17 protein-coding genes are annotated in these 19,573 nt (G+C 34.9%); 11 read left to right on the top strand and 6 right to left on the bottom strand.

Features of this window, described 5'->3' with window-relative positions:
- The first annotated feature begins 130 nt into the window (after positions 1 to 130).
- The 10 genes from ACEN92_RS03350 to ACEN92_RS03305 all read left to right on the top strand — a co-directional run bounded on the left by ACEN92_RS03350 (position 131) and on the right by ACEN92_RS03305 (position 6,839).
- The gene (locus tag ACEN92_RS03350; protein ID WP_495640956.1) at positions 131 to 712 is read left to right on the top strand and encodes a Crp/Fnr family transcriptional regulator; all 582 of its coding nucleotides are present in this window, start codon (positions 131 to 133) and stop codon (positions 710 to 712) included.
- Positions 713 to 870: 158 nt separating this feature from the next.
- A complete protein-coding gene (locus ACEN92_RS03345; protein WP_495640955.1) occupies positions 871 to 1,500 on the top strand; it encodes a DsbA family protein in 630 nt (209 codons plus the stop codon).
- A gap of 70 nt (positions 1,501 to 1,570) precedes the next feature.
- Positions 1,571 to 2,284: a dioxygenase family protein gene (locus ACEN92_RS03340; protein WP_495640954.1), complete on the top strand. Its 714-nt coding sequence runs from the start codon at positions 1,571 to 1,573 to the stop codon at positions 2,282 to 2,284.
- A 37-nt stretch (positions 2,285 to 2,321) separates the two neighbouring features.
- On the top strand, positions 2,322 to 3,215 hold the full coding sequence (locus ACEN92_RS03335; RefSeq protein ID WP_495640953.1) for an MBL fold metallo-hydrolase: 894 nt from the start codon (positions 2,322 to 2,324) through the stop codon (positions 3,213 to 3,215).
- Between the two features lie 66 nt (positions 3,216 to 3,281).
- Positions 3,282 to 3,671, top strand: a complete 390-nt coding sequence (locus ACEN92_RS03330) for a nuclear transport factor 2 family protein (protein ID WP_495640952.1) — start codon at positions 3,282 to 3,284, stop codon at positions 3,669 to 3,671.
- A 50-nt stretch (positions 3,672 to 3,721) separates the two neighbouring features.
- Positions 3,722 to 4,303: a Crp/Fnr family transcriptional regulator gene (locus ACEN92_RS03325; protein WP_495640951.1), complete on the top strand. Its 582-nt coding sequence runs from the start codon at positions 3,722 to 3,724 to the stop codon at positions 4,301 to 4,303.
- Between the two features lie 137 nt (positions 4,304 to 4,440).
- On the top strand, positions 4,441 to 5,448 hold the full coding sequence (locus ACEN92_RS03320) for a zinc-dependent alcohol dehydrogenase family protein (protein ID WP_495640950.1): 1,008 nt from the start codon (positions 4,441 to 4,443) through the stop codon (positions 5,446 to 5,448).
- A 160-nt stretch (positions 5,449 to 5,608) separates the two neighbouring features.
- Positions 5,609 to 5,974 carry a DoxX family protein gene (locus ACEN92_RS03315; RefSeq protein WP_495640949.1) on the top strand — a complete coding sequence of 122 codons (366 nt, stop codon included), beginning with the start codon at positions 5,609 to 5,611 and terminating at the stop codon, positions 5,972 to 5,974.
- 8 nt (positions 5,975 to 5,982) lie between these two features.
- On the top strand, positions 5,983 to 6,264 hold the full coding sequence (locus ACEN92_RS03310) for a pirin family protein (protein ID WP_495640948.1): 282 nt from the start codon (positions 5,983 to 5,985) through the stop codon (positions 6,262 to 6,264).
- Complete coding sequence (locus ACEN92_RS03305) at positions 6,261 to 6,839, top strand: pirin family protein (RefSeq protein WP_495640947.1); 579 nt, start codon at positions 6,261 to 6,263, stop codon at positions 6,837 to 6,839. Before ACEN92_RS03310 ends, ACEN92_RS03305 begins: the two co-directional genes overlap by 4 nt.
- Before the next feature lie 233 nt (positions 6,840 to 7,072).
- Here ACEN92_RS03305 and ACEN92_RS03300 read toward each other — a convergent pair whose 3' ends face one another.
- Positions 7,073 to 7,243, bottom strand: coding sequence for a hypothetical protein (locus ACEN92_RS03300; protein ID WP_495640946.1), 171 nt, complete (start codon positions 7,241 to 7,243; stop codon positions 7,073 to 7,075).
- 281 nt (positions 7,244 to 7,524) lie between these two features.
- On the opposite strand from ACEN92_RS03300, the gene ACEN92_RS03295 reads away from it, so the two are divergent.
- A complete protein-coding gene (locus ACEN92_RS03295; RefSeq protein ID WP_495640945.1) occupies positions 7,525 to 8,574 on the top strand; it encodes a glycoside hydrolase family 130 protein in 1,050 nt (349 codons plus the stop codon).
- A gap of 35 nt (positions 8,575 to 8,609) precedes the next feature.
- On the opposite strand, the gene ACEN92_RS03290 is transcribed toward ACEN92_RS03295, so the two are convergent.
- The 5 genes from ACEN92_RS03290 to ACEN92_RS03270 form a co-directional block, all read right to left on the bottom strand.
- Entirely contained in the window at positions 8,610 to 9,653 is a 1,044-nt protein-coding gene (locus tag ACEN92_RS03290) for a GntR family transcriptional regulator (RefSeq protein ID WP_495640944.1), read from the bottom strand.
- Between the two features lie 285 nt (positions 9,654 to 9,938).
- A complete protein-coding gene (locus tag ACEN92_RS03285) occupies positions 9,939 to 11,795 on the bottom strand; it encodes a glycoside hydrolase family 2 protein (RefSeq protein WP_495640943.1) in 1,857 nt (618 codons plus the stop codon).
- A gap of 65 nt (positions 11,796 to 11,860) precedes the next feature.
- Positions 11,861 to 13,054, bottom strand: a complete 1,194-nt coding sequence (locus tag ACEN92_RS03280) for a glycoside hydrolase family 88 protein (protein ID WP_495640942.1) — start codon at positions 13,052 to 13,054, stop codon at positions 11,861 to 11,863.
- A 105-nt stretch (positions 13,055 to 13,159) separates the two neighbouring features.
- Positions 13,160 to 15,124 (bottom strand): DUF2264 domain-containing protein, encoded by a 1,965-nt coding sequence (locus tag ACEN92_RS03275; protein ID WP_495640941.1) that lies wholly within the window; start codon positions 15,122 to 15,124, stop codon positions 13,160 to 13,162.
- A 404-nt stretch (positions 15,125 to 15,528) separates the two neighbouring features.
- The gene (locus tag ACEN92_RS03270; protein ID WP_495640940.1) at positions 15,529 to 19,569 is read right to left on the bottom strand and encodes a hybrid sensor histidine kinase/response regulator transcription factor; all 4,041 of its coding nucleotides are present in this window, start codon (positions 19,567 to 19,569) and stop codon (positions 15,529 to 15,531) included.
- Positions 19,570 to 19,573 lie beyond the last annotated feature (4 nt).

The raw sequence follows: 19,573 nt of genomic DNA, 5'->3' as shown, positions 1-19,573 counted from the left end.
CCTCTTTATGTTTTAGTTATAGAATTATAAGCTCTTGCCTTAGTCTTATTTTAAATTATAATTTTATAAACTTACCACTTCTTTCTCGATGATTAAAATTGATTATATTTATGCTTTTTAATGGAAAAATATGATCAGACTTCTTAAAAATAATATCGCAGAACATATTTCACTTTCTGAAAAAGAAACAGAAGCGTTTTGCAATTTATTCGAGCACGAAACAATTAAGAAAAAAAGTTTTTTGCTCCGGGAAGGAGAAGTTTGCAAGTTTGAAGGCTTTGTTGTTAAAGGACTCTTTCGCGTATATCATATTGATCAAAATGGTTTTGAACAAATACTTTATTTTGCTGTTGAAAATTGGTGGATTACCGATATCGACAGTTTTACCACCGAAACACCGTCACGACTTTTTATAGAAGCCCTTGAAGATAGCGAAGTCCTTATCATTTCTAAAAAAGATAAAGAATATGCCTATTCAAATATACCTGAAATAGAAAAATTGTTTCGGGTAATGACCCAAAAAACACACGTTGCCCTTCAACGAAGAATGATAGACAATCTAAGCAAAACTGCGGAATTTCGATATCTTGAGTTTGCAGAAAAATACCCACATCTTATTCAGCGCCTTTCAAACATTCAAATAGCTGCGTATTTGGGAATCACCAATGTTTTTCTGAGTAATATTCGAAAGAAAATTGTCTTGAAAAAATAAGGTTCCCCTTTTATTTATTAAACTACTTTAATGTTTTTGTATCTCTTTTGATACCATCTTTGTATAGTATTACACTAGCAATCAATCACTAAATAAATTGAAAATTATTTCATCCGTTCACTTACGGGGTCGGCTATGAATGCAAAAAACACAATATAATGAGTAAACTAATTTATGTAATGGATCCGCTTTGTGGCTGGTGTTATGGAAACAGCACCAATACACAAAAACTATACGAAAAATATAAAGGTCTGATTGATTTCGAAATTTTGCCTGCCGGAATGTGGATTGGCACAAATGCTCGTAAACAATCAAAACAAATGGCACAGTTTATCAAAAAACACGATCCACAAGTACAGCAAACCACAGGAACTGAATTTGGTAAAGCCTATTTTGAGCTTATAGAGAATGAAAATATTGTTTTGGATAGCGAAGTACCATCAAGAGCCATTGTCAGTGCAAAGAAATTATGGGAATCGCAATCTATTCCGTTCGCTATTGAAGTGCAAAAAACGAGATATTGGTACGGAAAAGACCTCAATAGTGATGAAACTTATTTTAGTATTTGTGAAAAGCTGAGATTGAATAAAGAAGAGTTTCAAAAAACATTTCATTCTGAGATAATCAAAAAAGAAACACAGAAAACCTTCGCTTTGGCACAAAAATACGCCAGCTCCTATCCTACACTTCTGGCAGAAAAAGAAGGTAAAATCTATCTTTTAGAACAGGGTTATGCCTCTTTTGAAACTATTACAGAACAAATTGATACATTAGATTTATTAAACTAGTTTAATGGGTTCAGGTATTAGTTAGCTTCATATTTGTATTATAGTTTAATTTATTACTAAAAATAAAGTAATGGACAGAAAAAAATTCCTAAAGAATAGTTTCTTCGGCCTGGGGGCAATTGTAGCTTTACCTACTGCAATCAGCTCTTGCTCAAAGGATAATGACGCGGTAACCACTTCTGCAAATGGTGGCAGCAATAACCCAAATGATTGTGCAATTTCCCCAACAGAAACCGTAGGACCTTTTCCTATCCTTACTCCTGCACAATATGTCAGGGCCAGTATTATTGGCGACAGAACAGGCATCCCGCTTTTAATGACCCTGACCATACAAGACCAAAGCAATGGCTGCACGCCTCTTGAAGGAGTATTCGTAGATGTTTGGCAATGTGATAAAGATGGTAATTATTCCCAGTACGGCGGCAATCAATTACAAACTACCAATTATAGCGGCCAGAACTTTCTTCGCGGGAGACAAACCACAAATGCTAATGGGCAAGTATCTTTCATCAGTATCTTTCCGGGATGGTATCCGGGCAGAGCGCCCCATATCCATGTTGAAATCCTCACAACAAGTGGAACTTCGATTTTAGTAACACAAATTGCTTTTCCTGCTTCTGTCTATTCTGAGGTTTATGCAACTAATGGTTACAATGGTGCCCCGGACAGGTCTAATACACAAGACAGTATCTTTTCAGATAGTTTAAGCAAAAACATGTCAGATAGTGTTACAGGCAATACTGTTGACGGGTATACACTTTTGAAAAAAATTACCGTGAGATAAATCGAAGATTTCATCAATATAAAAGAAATAAAGAGTCATGAATAAATACAACATTTCAGCAATACTTTTAACAATCTTAACTTTATTTAATATGGAAGCACAAGCACAAAATTTTAAAACTATAGAAACTAAAAATTTAAAACTTCAGGTTTACAACGCATCAGAAAACAGTTTTGGTGTAGCATCGGTAATTGTATCCGGAAAAACAGATGCTGTTTTGATTGACGCACAATTTACTTTGGCGGATGCAGAAAAAGTAGCACAGGAAATTAAAGCAGGCGGCAAAAAACTGACTACTATTTTTGTTTCTCACGGTGATCCTGATTTTTACTTCGGACTGGAAGTATTCAAAAAATATTTTCCTGAAGTTACCGCTTATGCTTCGCCTGCAACTGTAGAACATATAAAAGCTACAGCTCAAAAGAAACTAGAAGTTTGGGGTGAAAGATTAGGCAAAAATATTACTTCAAATGTCATTTTACCTCAGGTTTTAAAAGGAAATAATATTGAATTGGAAGGCCAGAAATTAGAAATCATTGGTTTGGAAGAATTCCCAAATAAAACTTTTGTATGGATTCCTTCTATTAAAGCGGTTGTTGGCGGAATCAATATTTTTGGAACAACTTTCCATCTTTGGATGGCGGATGCACAAACCCCTGAAGCCCGTAAAAGCTGGATTTCAGTTTTAGACAAAATTTCAGCTTTGAAACCTGAAATTGTAATTCCTGCACATGCCAATTCAAATTCTCCATTCGATATAGCTGCCGTGAATCATACCAAAAGCTATATTCAATTTTACGAAGAAGCTTTGAAAACCAATAAAACATCAGAAGCTTTAATTACAACTTTGAAAACAAAATACCCGGCACTTACTTTTGAAACAGCATTACAGATTGGTGCAAAAGTAAATACGGGAGAAATGAAATGGTAAAAATCAATCCACTACAGTCTGACGATACTTTTGGTATTGTCAGGCTGTTCCTTAAATAAAAAGGCAATGACAAATCTTGAAATTATAAAAAGCACTTACGAAGGAAAAACTTCGGAAGAAAACGGTAAAAACCTGGCTAAATATGCAGCTGATGATATTTCATGGACAGAAGCCAAAGGTTTTCCGTACGGAGGAACTTATATTGGTTTAGATAACATAACCAAAAATGTTTTCAGCAGATTAGGAAGCGAATGGATTGATTATAAATTTACTCCGGAAGATTATGTAGCCAGTGATGATAAAGTGGTAGCATACGGAACATATACAGGTACTTATAAAATTACAGGCAAATCATTTGCAGCCAGAGTGGCTCATGTCTGGAAATTAAAAGACAGTAAAATTGTAAGTTTTGAGCAATTTGTGGATAGTCAAACTGTCAATGATGCAATTAAATAATAAAAGTTATTTTTTTCTATCTTGCACTGTTTTAAATATAACCATCAGCAATGCACGAAAATCTTTTAGCCTATATCAACCATTATAGTAAATTTCCGCTTACCGGTGAAGAAGAAGCCTTAATTGTAGCTGCTTTTCAACCCAAAAAGCTGAGAAAAAAACAATACTTTTTACAAGAAGGTGATGTTTGTAAATATGCGGGTTTCATTGTAAAAGGAGCTATGCGGCAATACAGCGTGGATGATAAAGGTGTTGAACACATTGTACATCTGTTTATCGAAAACTATTGGGCAAATGACCGTGAAAGCTCAACGATGCTTACGCCTTCTGTTTATAATATCGATGCATGGGAAGATACCGAACTTCTTATTATTACAAGAGCTGAAATGCTGGATTTGATGGACAAAATACCTGCTATGGTACAAATGGTGCGCGTAATGGATGAAAGAAATGCTATTGTCAACCAGCGTAGATTGAGCTCCACTATCAGCAATACAGCTGAAAAACGCTATGAAGAGTTCGCGATTCATCATCAACAGTTTGTTCAGCGGTTTCCGCAGCATCTCATCGCTTCTTATTTAGGCATCACCAAAGAAACATTGAGCCGAATTAGAAAACAAGGAACAAAATAAACACCACTTTAAGTTTTAAATAAAAAAACCGTTGACAAATGTCAACGGTTTTTTTTATCATATCTCATTGTCGCAAGGTCTGCCTTTGATGCACCTTTGCCTTATCAAAATCAATAAAAATATTAAAAAATAAAACAATGAGTTATTTATCAAAAATGTCTAAAACAGTTGTTTTCCATGAGGCTGGAAAATCGGAAGTATTAAAAGTTGAACAATTAGAAGTACCTGTTCCAGGACCACAGGAAGTAAGAATTCAGGTTAAATCAATTGGAATTAACAGAGCAGATGTTATGTATCGTCAGGGAATGTATATTGAAAACCCTGTTTTCCCTGCTAAGCTAGGTTATGAAGCAGCAGGAATAATTGAAGCAACAGGTTCTGAAGTCACTAATTTATTAGTAGGTGATGTTGTAAATGTCATTCCCGGGTTTTCATTGCATAATTATTCTTCTTATGGTGAATATATCCTGATGCCATCTTATGCAGTACATAAATACCCAGCCAATTTATCTTATGATGAAGCAGCATCCTTATGGACAAGTTACTCTACAATGTACGGAATGATAGTGCATTCAGGAAAATTAAAATCAGGAGAGTTTGTAGTTGTTAATGCAGCTTCAAGCAGTGCCGGACTTGCTGCTATTCAAATAACAAATTATGTTGGAGGAATTTCTATTGCTTTAACCACTTCGCCTAAGAAAAAAGAGGCATTATTAAAAGCAGGTGCTTCCCACGTTATTGTGACATCAGAAGAAGATATAGCAACTGAAATTTTAAAAATCACCAATAATATTGGTGCCCATGTAATTTTAGATCCTGTTGTAGGGGCTAAATTCAGTAACCTTTTAAGCTCGATTGCCGAAAACGGAAAAATATTTGTTTATGGTGCATTGAGTCATGAACCAGCAGTTTTTCCTGCGTTTGATGTTATGATGAAAACTCCAACAATTAGAGGATATTCTGCAATTGAAGTTTTAGGCAATATGGAAGTTTTAATGCAAGCCATCGCTTTTATTGACAAAGGTGTAGCCGAAGGAAAATTAAAACCAACCATTGATAAAGTATTTAATCTGGATGAAATTGTTGTCGCTCACAACTATTTAGAGTCAAACCAACAATTTGGAAAAATTGTAGTGAATATATAATTTGCTTTAAAATTCAAAGAAACAAATTCTTTAAAAGAGACAAAACCGTTGACAAATGTCAACGGTTTTTTTTATCATATCTCATCGTTTTATTACTTGTTCCTGTCGCAATTTTACATTATTAAATCAACAAAAATTGATCATCTAAAAATTAGAAAAAATGAACAAAAACAAAATTATTTATTGGACAACAACAGGTATTATTACAGCTATGATGCTTTTTAGTGCATTCGGATATTTTACAAATGCAGACATGAAAGCAGCCTTTGTACATCTAGGATTCCCGGATTATTTCAGAATTGAATTAGGTGTTCTAAAAATTTTAGGAGCTTTTGTATTAATACTTCCACTTATTTCAGATAAAATAAAATCATTTGCTTATTTCGGTTTCGCACTAACATTTGTTTCAGCATTTATAGCACATCTTTCAAGTGGAGATCCAATTTCTGTAGCCTTTATACCTATTGTCCTTTTAGTGATTTTGGGAGTATCCTATTATTTTAGGTTTAAAACGAAAAATAAATAAAAGAAATAATGAAAAAAGAAATAAGTTTCTCAACAAAAGGACACAGGGCAGATGTTGGACCTATTACAATCAATCGGATGTTACCAAACAGGTATGCCAATAAAGTTGGTCCATTTGTTTTTCTCGACCATGCTGCCCCCGTAATTAAAGAATCTATCCATAAGGATGGTATGGGTGCACATCCACATCGCGGCATTGCTACATTGACATATGTGATGCAAGGAGAAGAAGAACATTTCGACAGTGCAGGTAATCGCGGAAAAATACGCTCGGCGGCGTACAGTGAATGAAAGCAGGAAATGGTATCATTCATGATGGAAATATGAATTACGATTCAGAGACGGATAGTAAAATTATTCACGGTTTCCAGTTTTGGATAAATTTGCCTGCTAAAAACAAGGCTGAAAAGCCAGAATACCTAGCTATTCAGTCCAACGATGTACCACAAAAAAAATTACCAAACAATAGCGGTAAACTAAGAGTAATTGTTGGTAACTATGAAGAATTAAGTTCTTCGATTCCGAACTATTCTGAACAATTTTTGTATCACATTCAAGTAGAAGCAGGCAAGCAGTTTTCTATCAAGCTGGCTGAAAAAATTGAAGTTGCCGTATTTTTACCTACACAAAATGCAACCATTAACGGTATTGAATTTGATGCAGGTGAGTTTGTAGAATTCGACAGAGATGAAGGAGAAATTGAAATAAAAAACACCTCTGGTGAAACCATAGATATCCTATTGTTTGGCGGAGAAGAATATAAAGAACCCGTGGTGGCAGAAGGTCCTTTTGTAATGAATTCATCAGAAGAAATTGCAGATGCATACCGGGATTTTTATGCTGGAAAGTATGGTGAAATTAAATAAGAAATAAAATATCCGGCAGCTGGTCCGGGAATCTCTCTTCCTTGTAAAGCTGCTAAATAAAGTAAATATTTCCTGATTTAATTAAAGCTGTAATGTGAGAATTACGTTGTAATTAATAAGCATTAAGCATACTATAAGCCGTTTAAATTGTTGATCATCCGATTCAGCTGATTATTTATTAAATCCAACCCGCCTTCATAGACAGACTTGAGATTGCTCAGGTAAATTTCCTTCTATTCATCTGCCGGAATAAGCTGGGACTCCATAAATTTTCCCGTAACAATATTTCCTTCTTCATCTTCCCATTGGGTAATGACGTTTTCAATTAAATCAGGTTCAAACCCAATGATTTTCATTATTTGATTTCCAAATTCCTGTTGTACGTTTTGGCCTTTTTTAAACATATGTTTTAGTATTAACGTTATTAAAATCACTCCAAATTTTATTCCGTTTGTAAAATTACTTCAGTTCATATTTCGTTTTTTTATATGATTTTCTGAGATGTTTATATTATTATCCGAACTTATGATTAATGATAAATTACTTAATGCAAATTGTATAAAATGTCTGTTCAATTCTATAAAAATTTTAGTAATGAATTAACTTACTTTACAATACATGAATCTTAAATAGGACAGGCCGACCTTACCTGAAGAAATATTTTATCTAAACAAATAAAGTCATTATGACCGATATTGCCCGCCGTTTTCCCGAAAATCCATTGTTGATGCCTAAAGATTTAACTGCAAGTACTCCTGAACTTCAGATTATTAGTTTGCTAAATCCTGGTGTATTTGTATTTGAAAATAAAACGTGGCTGCTGGTTAGGGTTGCTGAATCCATTGCGCAAAAGGAAGGCGTAATTTTCTTTCCGGTTGTTAATGCAATGGGTAAAATAGAAATTATAGAAATACCCCTTAATGATCCTGATTTAATAGCCAATGACGCCAGAGTAGTTAAATATAAAGGTCTTGATTATCTGACCACGCTTTCTCACCTAAGACTATTATGCAGTGATGATGGAATACATTTTTATGAACCCGAAAATGCCGAAGCTATAATGGGCGAAGGCACGCTGGAACAATTTGGTATAGAAGACTGCAGAGTAAGCAAGATTGGAGAAACGTATTATCTTACCTATACTGCCGTTTCTGAAAACGGTGTAGGTGTTGGATTGCGTACTACTAAAGACTGGAAAAATTTTGAAAAAAAACACATGATTCTTCCTCCGCACAATAAGGATTGTGCTATTTTCGAAGAGTTAATTGATGGTAAATATTATGCGTTACATCGCCCGTCAAGTCCGCAGATTGGGGGTAACTATATTTGGCTTGCCGAGTCATACGATGGTATTCACTGGGGAAATCACCAATGCATAATAAAAACCCGACACGGATTATGGGATAGTGCAAGAGTTGGTGCAGGTGCTGCGCCAATCAGGACAGAAAAGGGATGGCTGGAAATTTATCATGGTGCAAATAGCGAGCATCAATATTGTCTGGGTGCCTTCCTTATGGATCTTAAAAACCCTTCGCATATAATTGCCCGTTCTGTGGAGCCTATCATGATGCCACAGGAAAATTATGAACTCAGTGGTTTTTTTGGCTATGTGGTTTTTACTAACGGTCATGTCGTAAATGGCGACCAGCTTACTATCTATTATGGTGCTGCCGATGAATTTGTATGCGGGGCACATTTTTCGATTGCAGAAATTCTGGCAACACTCCGATTTTAAACTCTTTAATTATAGATTGGATCAAATTTCTAAAATTATAATGAATCCCTGTCGATAAAATTAAAAGGGTTTTTAATTTTTCCTTTATTATTATTCATTATCATTGTTGCCGCCGTATTTCCCATTTTTTTAAAATCTGTAGACATCACAGCAATTCCAAGGAGTCTTTTTAAGGGAGTTTCATCATAAGATATTATTCCGATATCCTCACCAAGCTTGAAATTTTTTGCATTTGCAGAATCGATAAGTTTCACTAAATCATCATCTTCCACAACAATAAACAGATCTCCTTTATTAATTGCAGCTCCTTCGCTTATTTTATTCAACACCTCATAATCTATTGCTTTTTCGGTGCAGAACTTTGTAAATCCTTTTTTGATCTTATTGAGATACGTATAATGATAATCATCGGTTACTGCTAATTTAATAGATTTAAATTTTTTTATCTTTTCCAAACCGGCAATGAGGGCATTGTAAACATCCTCTTCAAAATCCTGAAAAATCTCAATTATATTCCCGTCAATTTTCAATTCATTATTATCCATAATAATGAGTTTTTCTGCAGGAATTCTTTTTATAACTTCCAGAGATTCACCGCTAAAATTGTTCTGACTCTGTTTATCTATTTTAAAATGAGGCATTATAATGTAATAATCATACCTGTTGGCATGTTTTTCCATTAAACTCTTAAAAAGAGATTCATCACAATTATAAATCTCAAAATCACTGTGAAAGTTATCATCAACAGTCGCACAGAAAGAATTATACATTTCAAGTTTGTAAGTACTCAGCTTATTGATCAAAAAAAGCACATTTATTTCAGCTATTAATTTGGTGCTGTCAATATAGGTTCCCTTTCCCGGGATGATTTTAATGGCTCTCTTTTCTTTTAGTACTTTATACCCTTTTTCAACCGTATCCCTGGAACATTTATATGCTTTACTGAATTCATTGATTGAAGGAATACGGTCGCCATTCTTAAGATTTCCCCTGGAAATATTGTCAATAAAACAATCTGCTATCTGCAGGTATTTCGGTTTAGTAGAATCCTCCAAATTCAAATCCGTAAGTATATCCATAGTCAGTTATTTAGTTGGAAATTACAAATATTAATGCCAAAACATTTTTTTTCTTTCCATTTTAATCCAATTTTAAGAATAGTAATACATTCTTCTGTATTATTTTTCCCAATTTATTAAATAATATAAAATATTCTGCAATATATACAAAAATAAGTGTAAAAATAACGTTAATTAAAAAAGCAACATAAATCCTTTAAAGATTCTCTTTTAAAGGATTTATGTTGCCATTTATTAGATGATTTTATATTACAATAGAATTAGTCACACAAATCTATTTATTTACTAATTTGTATGCAGCTCTTTATCTTTAATTTTCTTATAGTACGCCTGTAATACATAAAAAGTTTTTTTCTTTTCTCCATTTTTACTGATAAGCCCCTTTGTATTCCAGCCTTGTTGATAGGTTGGGTTGTTTCGTCTCGGAGAACGGAAGTCTGCCAAAATCCATGGTGACAGCCCACTGTAACTATCCGGAAAACGTTCTTCAAACATTTTTATTTGTTCCTGATAATACCATTCCTGATATTCTTCACTAAACCGAACTGTTTTATCAGCATGGAAACCAAGCATCCCCTCTGCACCTGTTTCACTAATAAAAAACGGTTTATCAAAAGCTACTGTCCACTTTGCAGTACGGCATGATTCGGGTGTTCCACCATACCATCCTAAATATTCGTTTAAGGAAACTATATCAGTATATTTTCCCAAGGGATCTTCTACATGATTTGCTCCTGCATTATAGCCGGCTTCCAATGCAGCAGATATAATTCTGGAGGAGTCTAATTTTTTTGCCAGCGTAACCAGTGAACCCATAAATTTTGTGCGAACATCTGATATCGGGGTTTCATTTCCTACAGACCAAATAATTATGCTTGCCCTGTTTTGATCTCTGGCAATCATTTCACTGAGCTGTTTTTTTGCTTTTTCAAGTACAGCATCACTTTTAAAATCAATTGTCCAGTATACCGGTATTTCACTCCATACCATAAGACCCAGGGAATCTGCAACTTTAATAGTCTGCTCATCATGAGGATAATGCGCCAGACGTACCATATTACAATTTAGTTCTTTTGCCCATCCTAACAATTGCAAAGCATCTTTTTTTCCATGGGAACGGCGGATTTCCTGAGGTATTTCTTCATGAATACTAATTCCTCTTAAAAAGACCTGTTTGCCGTTTAATACTATTTTTTTGCCTGATACTTCAATTTTTCTAAAGCCTATTTTTTCTGCTATCGTTTCTTTATTAAAACTGAATTTTACATCATACAGCTTTGGATTTTCCGGTGACCAAAGCTTTAATTTACTGACTTCAAAACTAAAAGATACACTATCTTCCTGAATATCAAACTCTTTTTTGAGTTTCAGTTCGGCAATTTCTACTGTAATTTTTCCTTGGGCTTTTTTATTTGTTTTCGCCCATCCGTTAAGTGTATATTTTCCCTTTTGCCCGGCTGTACTTATCTTTGTCAGCGGATCCAGCTGTAAATTATACTGCTCAATAAAACCCTGAGGTACAATAACCAGCTTAACATCTCTGGTAATGCCACCGTAATTCCACCAGTCTGTATTAACCGTTGGAATCTCATCAGAATGGCGTCTGTTATCTGCTCTGACAACTAAAAAATTATCTTTATCTTTAAGCAAACCGTCTGGAATTTTAAAATTAAAAGAAGTGAAACCTCCTTTGTGCGTGCCTAACTTTTTTCCGTTCAGGTATACATGTGCTTCATAGTTGACCGCTCCAAAATATAAGTATACATCTTCTCCGTTGGAAACTGATGGTTTATCAAATTCACGCTGGTACCATACACTTCCTTCATAATACTGAAATATGCGATCCTGGCTGTTCCAGTCTCCCGGCACTTGAATACTGTAGGGATCTTTGTATCCATGCTCTGTCCACTTGGTTGGATCCTTTGATTCGCTGTTATTCCAATAGGCACCTTGGTCATTCTCCGCTCTCTCTTTAAAACGGTAATCATAAAAACCAGTATCATAAGGATCAATTATATAATGCCAGGTTCCGTTTAAAGATATATTTTTTCTTCCTGATGTATTTACTATTAAGCCTTCTTGTGCCTCTGCATAAAAGACAGATGCTGTAAAAAGCAATACAATTAAAACTATTTTTTTCATGGTTATTTCTTGTGTAAATTATGATGTGGCTTCTGCAATATTGATTTCGAATAATTTAATCTAGGTTATATCTTTTTGTATCTCAAAAGAGCTTCAATTAAATAATAATCACCATAGCTCAGTGGTGTATCTATTTCGGTTTTATTAGGCATATTTCCGACTCCGTGTTTAAGTAAAAATCCACCGTTCGTTTTAAAATCCGCAAAATATTCATTACTCAGCAGCGTATTGATTATTGTGGCAGAGGCTTTACTATAATTCTCTGAAAGTGGCTTATCAGCATAATCACTAAGTTCAATTAGGGCGGAAGCAGTTATGGCAGCGGCTGAAGAATCACGCAGGGCGTTGGGTATACCGGGAGCATTATAATCCCAATATGGAATCAAATCCTTGGGCATATTTGGATTAGTTAAAATATAGTCTGCAATATGATTTGCCTGTTCGAGATACTTTAAATCTTTTGTTTCACGATACATAACGACATATCCGTAAAGGCCCCATGCCTGCCCTCTTGCCCATGAAGATTCATCTGCAGCTCCCTGATTGGTAATCTTCTTGGTAACTTTTCCGTCACGTGTGTCGTAAACTATTTCATGATAAGAACTGTAATCAGGTCTGAAATGATTTTGAAGTGTTGTATTGGCATGATTAATTGCAATATCCCGGTAGACAGAATCTCCGCTGTGTCTGCTGGCCCAAAAAAGCAGTTCAAGATTCATCATATTATCAATGATTACGGGCATTTCATCTGCTGATGCGTGATTCCAGGGAGCACTATCCCAGGATTTAATACACTTTGCAATAGGATTATAACGGGTGATAAGACTTTTAGCACTCTGCATCAAAATAGCTTCATATTCTTTGCCGGGATGTAAACGTTCTGCGTTTCCAAAACTGCAGTACATCATAAATCCCAAGTCATGAGTGGTAGTATTATTTTGTTCTTTTTTAAGGTCTTCCAAAAAAATTAAAGCCTGTTTTTTTAAATCCGGAGCTGTCACCGCTTCATTAAGATATAATAAGGTTCCGGGATAAAACCCGCTGCACCACCACTCAGAATTACTGGTTTCGAGCTTCTGCTTTTTATCATTCCAGGATTTTGGGTATTCTCCCGGCTGTACTTTTGTCGAAAGATACCGGTACTGCTTAACGGAATTGTCTAAAGCAGAATCAATTTTCTTTATAAGATCGTTATTTTTCTTTGTTGCGCATGCTTGGGCAATGAATAATATTATTATAAAAATTAAATATTTTTTCATTAGGTTGTTTTTATGTAGGTGGTTAGATAGTTAATGCAATTTATAAAATAAGTCTGCAACTTTTGTTCACAGTTTGACTATTATCAAAAGCTTCAGGTTATTTTATCATTTTTTCAAGCGTTTAATTAATATATTTCGTGCCAGGTATTCTGTATTTTCAAGTTTTTCAGCTGTTCCAGAAGATCCTTCCATTTGTAAGTTAATGATAAGCCACATCGGATGATTTGTAAAATTTGTCCAATGATCCCCTACTTTTTCTCCATCCAAAAAATAAGAAACAACGGTATGACTATCATCTATGCGTTTAAGCTCTACACTGTATTGATGCCAGTTGGCTGAAGCATCCGATATGTTTCTCTTTAGTGTTGTGCAGTTTTCAGGTGTAATAAACGTATTCATCCAGTTGGTACTGTCTCCTTTAAATTCCAAAATATCTATCTCCGGCGGCCATCCATTTACAGCAGTGAGCCAGAACGCTGGCCATGTTCCTTTTTTTATTGGTGCTTTAAATTCGCCTGATATGCGGTAAACAGGATATTCTTCTGTTACGGTTATTTTGTGCCTGGCATGTACGGCACCACTGTAATATCTAATATCATAATGCGGATGAGATTTGCTTTTCCCTTCTTTATTTGCTGAAGGAACAGCCGTTAATTTTAAAATGTTATTATTTAAATCGACCTGATTCCTCCGCATACGTGCTGTCCCGTTATGATCTGTTCCCCAGGGATAAAACATATTCCATTGCTTATCGAACATATTTTTGGATTTAAAAGAACCGGAATCTAAAACTACTTCCCATTTTCGTTCATCAGTAATCTTTCGATCATAATAAGCATGATCTATGGCTGTTTTTTTTCCGCTCCAAATCTTCTGTTGCGTGTAAGGTGTATCAGGTGCCTGCCAAAATGGGGTCTGCATGGGAAGTCCAAGAGGTAAAAAAGCTTCCGTACATAAATATAAACTTCCGGTACTGATATAAGGTTCGCCAATTTCAGGCTGATGCCCGTAAAATCCAATTGTTAACCAGCCGTCATCTGTAAAAGTGCCGGGAGCTTCCATCTGTTTTTTAATGATACTCAGTAAAGCACAACGCACCTGTGCCGGATTTAGTTCTTCAGGAAGTTCCTGCATAAGGGCCATCTGCGCTAAATTTTGAAATGCTCCTACCCGATATGCTAACGAACGGCCAATTGCCGGATATGTTCCTTCCGGAGAAATGAGCCGCTCCTGAATTGCCGCATAACGTTTAGAACGTTCTATGAATTGATTAGAATTAACTATAAATTCATTTTTGTAACGCCAGTTTGCAAGTGTATTTTTATTTTCCTTTAAAACTTTAAGAACGTCAAGCATCATTGGCTGAATTACATAACTGTTATAATAATCCCAATGATAATCCTTACCGTCTCCGTATGTTCCGTCACCGAGGTACCATTCACTATGTTTTAATAAGGCAAATTCTATGCGAACCATATCGGCTTTGCCTTCGTATTTTAGCAGTGCCGCTTCAATCATGGCCGTAAATAATAACCAGTTCGTATAAGCCGGCGATATTACTCTCGTACTTTTAAGCGCTTTTATAACATTTTGTTGTGTATCATTATCCAGCTTTTCCCATAACAAAGGAGCTCTAAGCAGACCTTGGGCAAAAAAAGCCGCATCTACCAGTGGCTGTCCGCCTTCGTTGAAATTCATATAGTCTTTTGAGGCAGGATCTACAGCATTTTTTATTCCGGCAACGGTAAGATTAATGTATTCTGCACGCAGTTTTCCTTCAGGTGTATCATCCGGTCCTAATTGCAGCCAGGGTGCTATACCGGAAAGTGTTCTCCCAAATGCTTCTAAATGTGTTACTTTGTCCCGGTCTCCATACGCATGTGGCGCAGTTTCAACCGGCATTACAGATTTTAAGCGACCCTCTGCTGTGGCCTGAAGAACAGGATGAGCAATTTTGGTCAGCATTTTTACAAAGTAAGCACGCTGTTCCAAATTATTATCCTTGTTAACCTGAGCGGTTAAAGAACTAAAAAAAAGAAACAAAAGAATCTGAGTACTAAAATATTTCATACTTAATTAATAAAAAAATTAAAAAGACCTGCCTGTCGCAATAACCAATTGCTCAGGCAGGTTGTAAAAAAAAAACACACTTACAAAACTAAACAAACTTTATCTTACTCAAGGATAAACTCTTCTGTGTGATATAGGACCATCTTTGAATCCCATACCCGAAAACTATTTTTTTGTATTAATTAGTCATAAATAATTGATTTTTCTGTTCTGATCTAATCTGTTCCTCTGACATTTATTCTATAATGAATGCCACTGATTTATTTTTCAAATTAACAAGCCTTTAAAAAAACTTAAAGGGGGTAAAATCACTATTTAAAAGGGGGAAAACATTTGAAATTATAACGATGTAAAAAAATGTATGAATAAGTATATTATGAGCATGTTTTAAATTGAAATTAGGTTTATAACTTTTGTATGATGTTCAATTCTGAATTAAATGAATTTCTGTATTTCTTTATAAATTCAGAAGGTGTTACGCCATAAAGTTTAACGAATTGTTCCCTGAAATGTTTTACATCCTCCATTCCAACCTGAGACGCGGCATGCGAAATACGGATATCTTCAGTCAGCAGAAGCACGGCCGCACGCCGCAGACGCACAGATCTGATAAAACCATTTAAAGTCTGACCAGAAATTTCTTTTATTTTAGTGTATAATCGGGTATGGCTCATTCCCATTTCTATAGAAAACTGCTTAATATTAAATTGTTGGTTGGCAAGATTTTTTTCAATGACTTCTATACATTTTTTTAAAAAATCAGCGGTCTCCGTGGGTACCTTTTGAGTATGTGGATTCAAAGTTATACTATCAAGAAAATAATTTTTCAACTGACTTCTGTTACGAAGCAGTGTTTCCACTTTTGCTTTTAATATGTCATCATCAAAAGGCTTGGTTATATAATCATCAGCTCCGTCAGAAATTCCCTGAAGATGGGTTTCAGGGTTTGTAGAGGCTGTCAGCAAAATCACTAAAGTATGATTAATACCTTCCTTGTTTTTGATTTTCCTGCAAAGTTCTAAACCATTTAATCCTTCCATTGAAATATCACTGAGAACGAGGTCAGGCAAAATCTTATTAACCATTTCATAGCCATCAACACCATTATCAGCACTATAAGTTAAATAATCATCTGAAAAAAGCGCTACTAAATAATCCCTGATTTCTTCATTATCATCAATAATGAGTATCGATTTTTTTTGTGATACGACATCATCTTTTAATTTGCTTAAAACATTTATATCAGTATCCTTTGAAGAATTTGTAATCTTCTGGTTGTAAACCGTTTCTGCTGCTAATTCTTTTACAATATGACTCCTTTTAACAGGATTCTCCGTAAGTGGTAAATCTGAGAAATGGTTCCTGCCTTTTTTTAAGGCTATTTTAAATTCTGTTCCTTCACCTATTTGGCTCGTGCAGTTTATGTAACCGAAATGTTTTTCAATAAAATGCTTCACAACAAACAATCCTATGCCGAATCCCTTGCCTGGACTGTTATTAAAATTTGTTTGCCTAAACTTATCATAAATATTATCAATTTCATTTTCACTTATCCCAACGCCTGTATCTTTTATTTTCACAATTGCTTCTTCATTATTTTCCTCCAGGCTAAGTAAAATTTCGCCTCCTGTTAATGTGTATTTAAAAGCGTTAGACACGATGTTAAATAAAGAAATTTCAATCTTTTCATTATCCCCAATTATATAAATGGTTTCTTGGGGAAGTAAAAGATCATATTTGATTTTTCGGGATTTAGCCTGCTGTGTAAAATATTGATACACTTCGTCACATAATTTATTTAAGTTAATCTCAGACAATACGAGCTGATCAGCATCATCTTCAGCTCTTCTGAAAAGTAACAACTGATCCATTAAACTTAAAAGTCTTTTTGCATTTCGATTCGCCACTAAAAGCTCAGGTGAAGCTTCCCCCGTTTTATTCTGCTGTTTTATTACTTTTTTTATGGGATTAATTATTAAAGAAAGCGGTGTCCTGAATTCATGGGAAATATAAGTAAACATAGAGATTTGTTTTTCCGAAAACTCTTTCTCCTTCCTGTTTTCCATTTGCGCTAACTTTACTTCGTAGCGCATTCTTTCTTTAGATTTATTATATCTAATATACATAAACACAACTCCGGCGCCTGCTAAAATATAAAGCATATACGCCCACCAGGAGCGGTGCCATGGCGGGAGAACCTCAATTTCGATTAATGTAATTTCTTTACCCCAGTTTCCATAATTGTCCGTAGTTTTTACTTTAAATTTATAGGTGCCTTCATACAGTCTTGAGTATCTGGCATTTCTGTTGGACACATAATTCCAATGCTCATCCCACCCTTCAAGATAATAGGCGTATTTAATTTTATCCGTGCTCTCATAATCCAATGCTACAAAGTCCAATGATAATGTTGTCTGGTCAAAAGGCAGTTTCAATACTTTTTGACCCCCTGATTTTATTTCAAAATAATTCAGATTCCCTAAAACCGAACTATTATTTACCTGAACATCATCAAGCAATACTTTATAATGCCGGTTTATTTCCTTTATGCTGTCAGGAAAAAAAATATTAAATCCGTTAATGCCTCCAAAAATAAATTCTCCTGAAGACAAAATTAAACCTGCATTATAACTGAACTGGTTGCTCTGCAGTCCGTCTGAGGCTGTAAAATTGTGAAATTTCTTTTTCTCCGGATTAAACCTGCTTATTCCTTTATAGGTACTCAGCCATAAATATCCTTTTTTATCTTCAAGAATCCGTAAAACTATATTAGATGGCAGTCCTTCAATGGTAGTAAATCTGCCAAAGGATTTGTTTTTACGGTTGAATTTCAGCAACCCTCCTTCTGATGTGCCAATCCAGAAATTAGATTTTTTATCTTCAAGGATGCATCGTATAGGATATCCAATCTTTGTTCTGGTAATTTTTTTTGTAACCGTATTGATTTCAATTAAATCTGTGTAATTACCGACCCATAAGTGACCATCGCTGCTTTCGCTTATGCATAATACTCCTGATATGTCTGAATTAAATACTTCGAATTTTTCAGATAACGGATTACGATAATAAAGTGTTCCTTCCTTTGTTGCTGCCCAAATTATATTTTTTGAATCTTTAAACACAAACCAAATACTGCGTTCCTCATGTTTCGTAACAGGATTGTATAAATTATAATGCTCAACCTTGCGGTTTAAAGTGTTAATTTTATTTAGGCCTCCATCCCAGGTGGCGACCCACAAATCTTTATAGTCTAAAACAATTCCAGGGATAAAGTTACTTGAGAGCCCATCATTTTCAGTAAATTTTGTAAAGGTATTTTTAGCTCTGTTCCAAAGACGTAAACCGGCTCCATCAGTACCAATCCATAAATTATGATCAGTGTCTTCACAAAAAGAAAGTGTGTAATTAAGTGCAGGATTGCCTCCAATGTTTTTTATATGGCGAAAACGACGTTTAGAATTTCCAATCATGCTCACCCCGCCGCGCAAAGTTCCAAACCATTTATTTTTATCCTTATCCTCGTATAAACCCCAGACTGCATCACTTTTTAAAATCTGCTGATCGCCCTCATCTTTAAATTGAACTGCTTTGTTTTGCTTGTTTATTTTAAATACCCCGGATCCGTCTGTTGCGATATAGATTTCTTTATTTTTATCAAATAAGACATTGGTAACTATAGTCTTATAATCAAAAATATTATCTCCATAACTTTTATGTTTTTCATCAAACTTAAATAATCCCTCATCTGTTCCTATCCAAAGACTTCCATTATTTTCATTTTTTAAATAATTCGCCTGCAACTTTTCACTGGAGATTGCTTCCATTAATTGTGATTTTATCCAGTACTTATATAAACCATAATTTTTAATAAAAACCCAGCAAAATCCTTTTTCAGAAACTGGCTCTATACTCGTAACATGATATTGAGATATTTTTTTGCCTCTGATCTTTAAATCAGCCTGCTTTCCTGTATATTTTCCTTTATTAAAAATTACCAAACCCGATTTTTCACATGCTGCCATCATGCATAAAGTTGAAAATGCTTTTATCTGCACTATGCTTTCTCCCTTAATTAACTTTGCATTGTTCCCAATGGCCATCTGAAAAACTTGTCCTGAAGCAGTATTAATAACACTCCCTCCATTTGCACTCCCAACCCAGATATTACCTTGTGGGTCACCATCGATACAAAATATATAATTGGCTGCTATTGAATTTTTCTTATTGACATCATTTCTGTAAACTTTAAAATTATAACCGTCATAGCGGTTTAGCCCGTCATTAGTGCCAAACCAGATATACCCTTGGCGTTCCTGATAAATGCATGTAACGGAATTATTGGATAATCCCTGCGATATATCCAAAAACCGAACTAAATATTCCTGACTGTAAACAGAAAATGTCAGCAGATAAATCAAGAAAATAATTTTAAACTTCTTTTTCATAAGT

Source organism: Flavobacterium sp. Flavsp81, from assembly GCF_059491325.1.
The sequence above is the reverse complement of the archived record's forward strand: the minus strand, read 5'-3'. Positions and strand labels throughout refer to the sequence as shown.

Excerpts from the sequence above, each read along its gene's own strand:
- ACEN92_RS03350 (WP_495640956.1), top strand. The coding sequence starts at position 131 with ATGATCAGACTTCTTAAAAATAATATCGCAGAACATATTTCACTTTCT.
- ACEN92_RS03345 (WP_495640955.1), top strand. The coding sequence starts at position 871 with ATGAGTAAACTAATTTATGTAATGGATCCGCTTTGTGGCTGGTGTTAT.
- ACEN92_RS03340 (WP_495640954.1), top strand. The coding sequence starts at position 1,571 with ATGGACAGAAAAAAATTCCTAAAGAATAGTTTCTTCGGCCTGGGGGCA.
- ACEN92_RS03335 (WP_495640953.1), top strand. The coding sequence starts at position 2,322 with ATGAATAAATACAACATTTCAGCAATACTTTTAACAATCTTAACTTTA.
- ACEN92_RS03330 (WP_495640952.1), top strand. The coding sequence starts at position 3,282 with ATGACAAATCTTGAAATTATAAAAAGCACTTACGAAGGAAAAACTTCG.
- ACEN92_RS03325 (WP_495640951.1), top strand. The coding sequence starts at position 3,722 with ATGCACGAAAATCTTTTAGCCTATATCAACCATTATAGTAAATTTCCG.
- ACEN92_RS03320 (WP_495640950.1), top strand. The coding sequence starts at position 4,441 with ATGAGTTATTTATCAAAAATGTCTAAAACAGTTGTTTTCCATGAGGCT.
- ACEN92_RS03315 (WP_495640949.1), top strand. The coding sequence starts at position 5,609 with ATGAACAAAAACAAAATTATTTATTGGACAACAACAGGTATTATTACA.
- ACEN92_RS03310 (WP_495640948.1), top strand. The coding sequence starts at position 5,983 with ATGAAAAAAGAAATAAGTTTCTCAACAAAAGGACACAGGGCAGATGTT.
- ACEN92_RS03305 (WP_495640947.1), top strand. The coding sequence starts at position 6,261 with ATGAAAGCAGGAAATGGTATCATTCATGATGGAAATATGAATTACGAT.
- ACEN92_RS03300 (WP_495640946.1), bottom strand. The coding sequence starts at position 7,243 with ATGTTTAAAAAAGGCCAAAACGTACAACAGGAATTTGGAAATCAAATA.
- ACEN92_RS03295 (WP_495640945.1), top strand. The coding sequence starts at position 7,525 with ATGACCGATATTGCCCGCCGTTTTCCCGAAAATCCATTGTTGATGCCT.
- ACEN92_RS03290 (WP_495640944.1), bottom strand. The coding sequence starts at position 9,653 with ATGGATATACTTACGGATTTGAATTTGGAGGATTCTACTAAACCGAAA.
- ACEN92_RS03285 (WP_495640943.1), bottom strand. The coding sequence starts at position 11,795 with ATGAAAAAAATAGTTTTAATTGTATTGCTTTTTACAGCATCTGTCTTT.
- ACEN92_RS03280 (WP_495640942.1), bottom strand. The coding sequence starts at position 13,054 with ATGAAAAAATATTTAATTTTTATAATAATATTATTCATTGCCCAAGCA.
- ACEN92_RS03275 (WP_495640941.1), bottom strand. The coding sequence starts at position 15,124 with ATGAAATATTTTAGTACTCAGATTCTTTTGTTTCTTTTTTTTAGTTCT.
- ACEN92_RS03270 (WP_495640940.1), bottom strand. The coding sequence starts at position 19,569 with ATGAAAAAGAAGTTTAAAATTATTTTCTTGATTTATCTGCTGACATTT.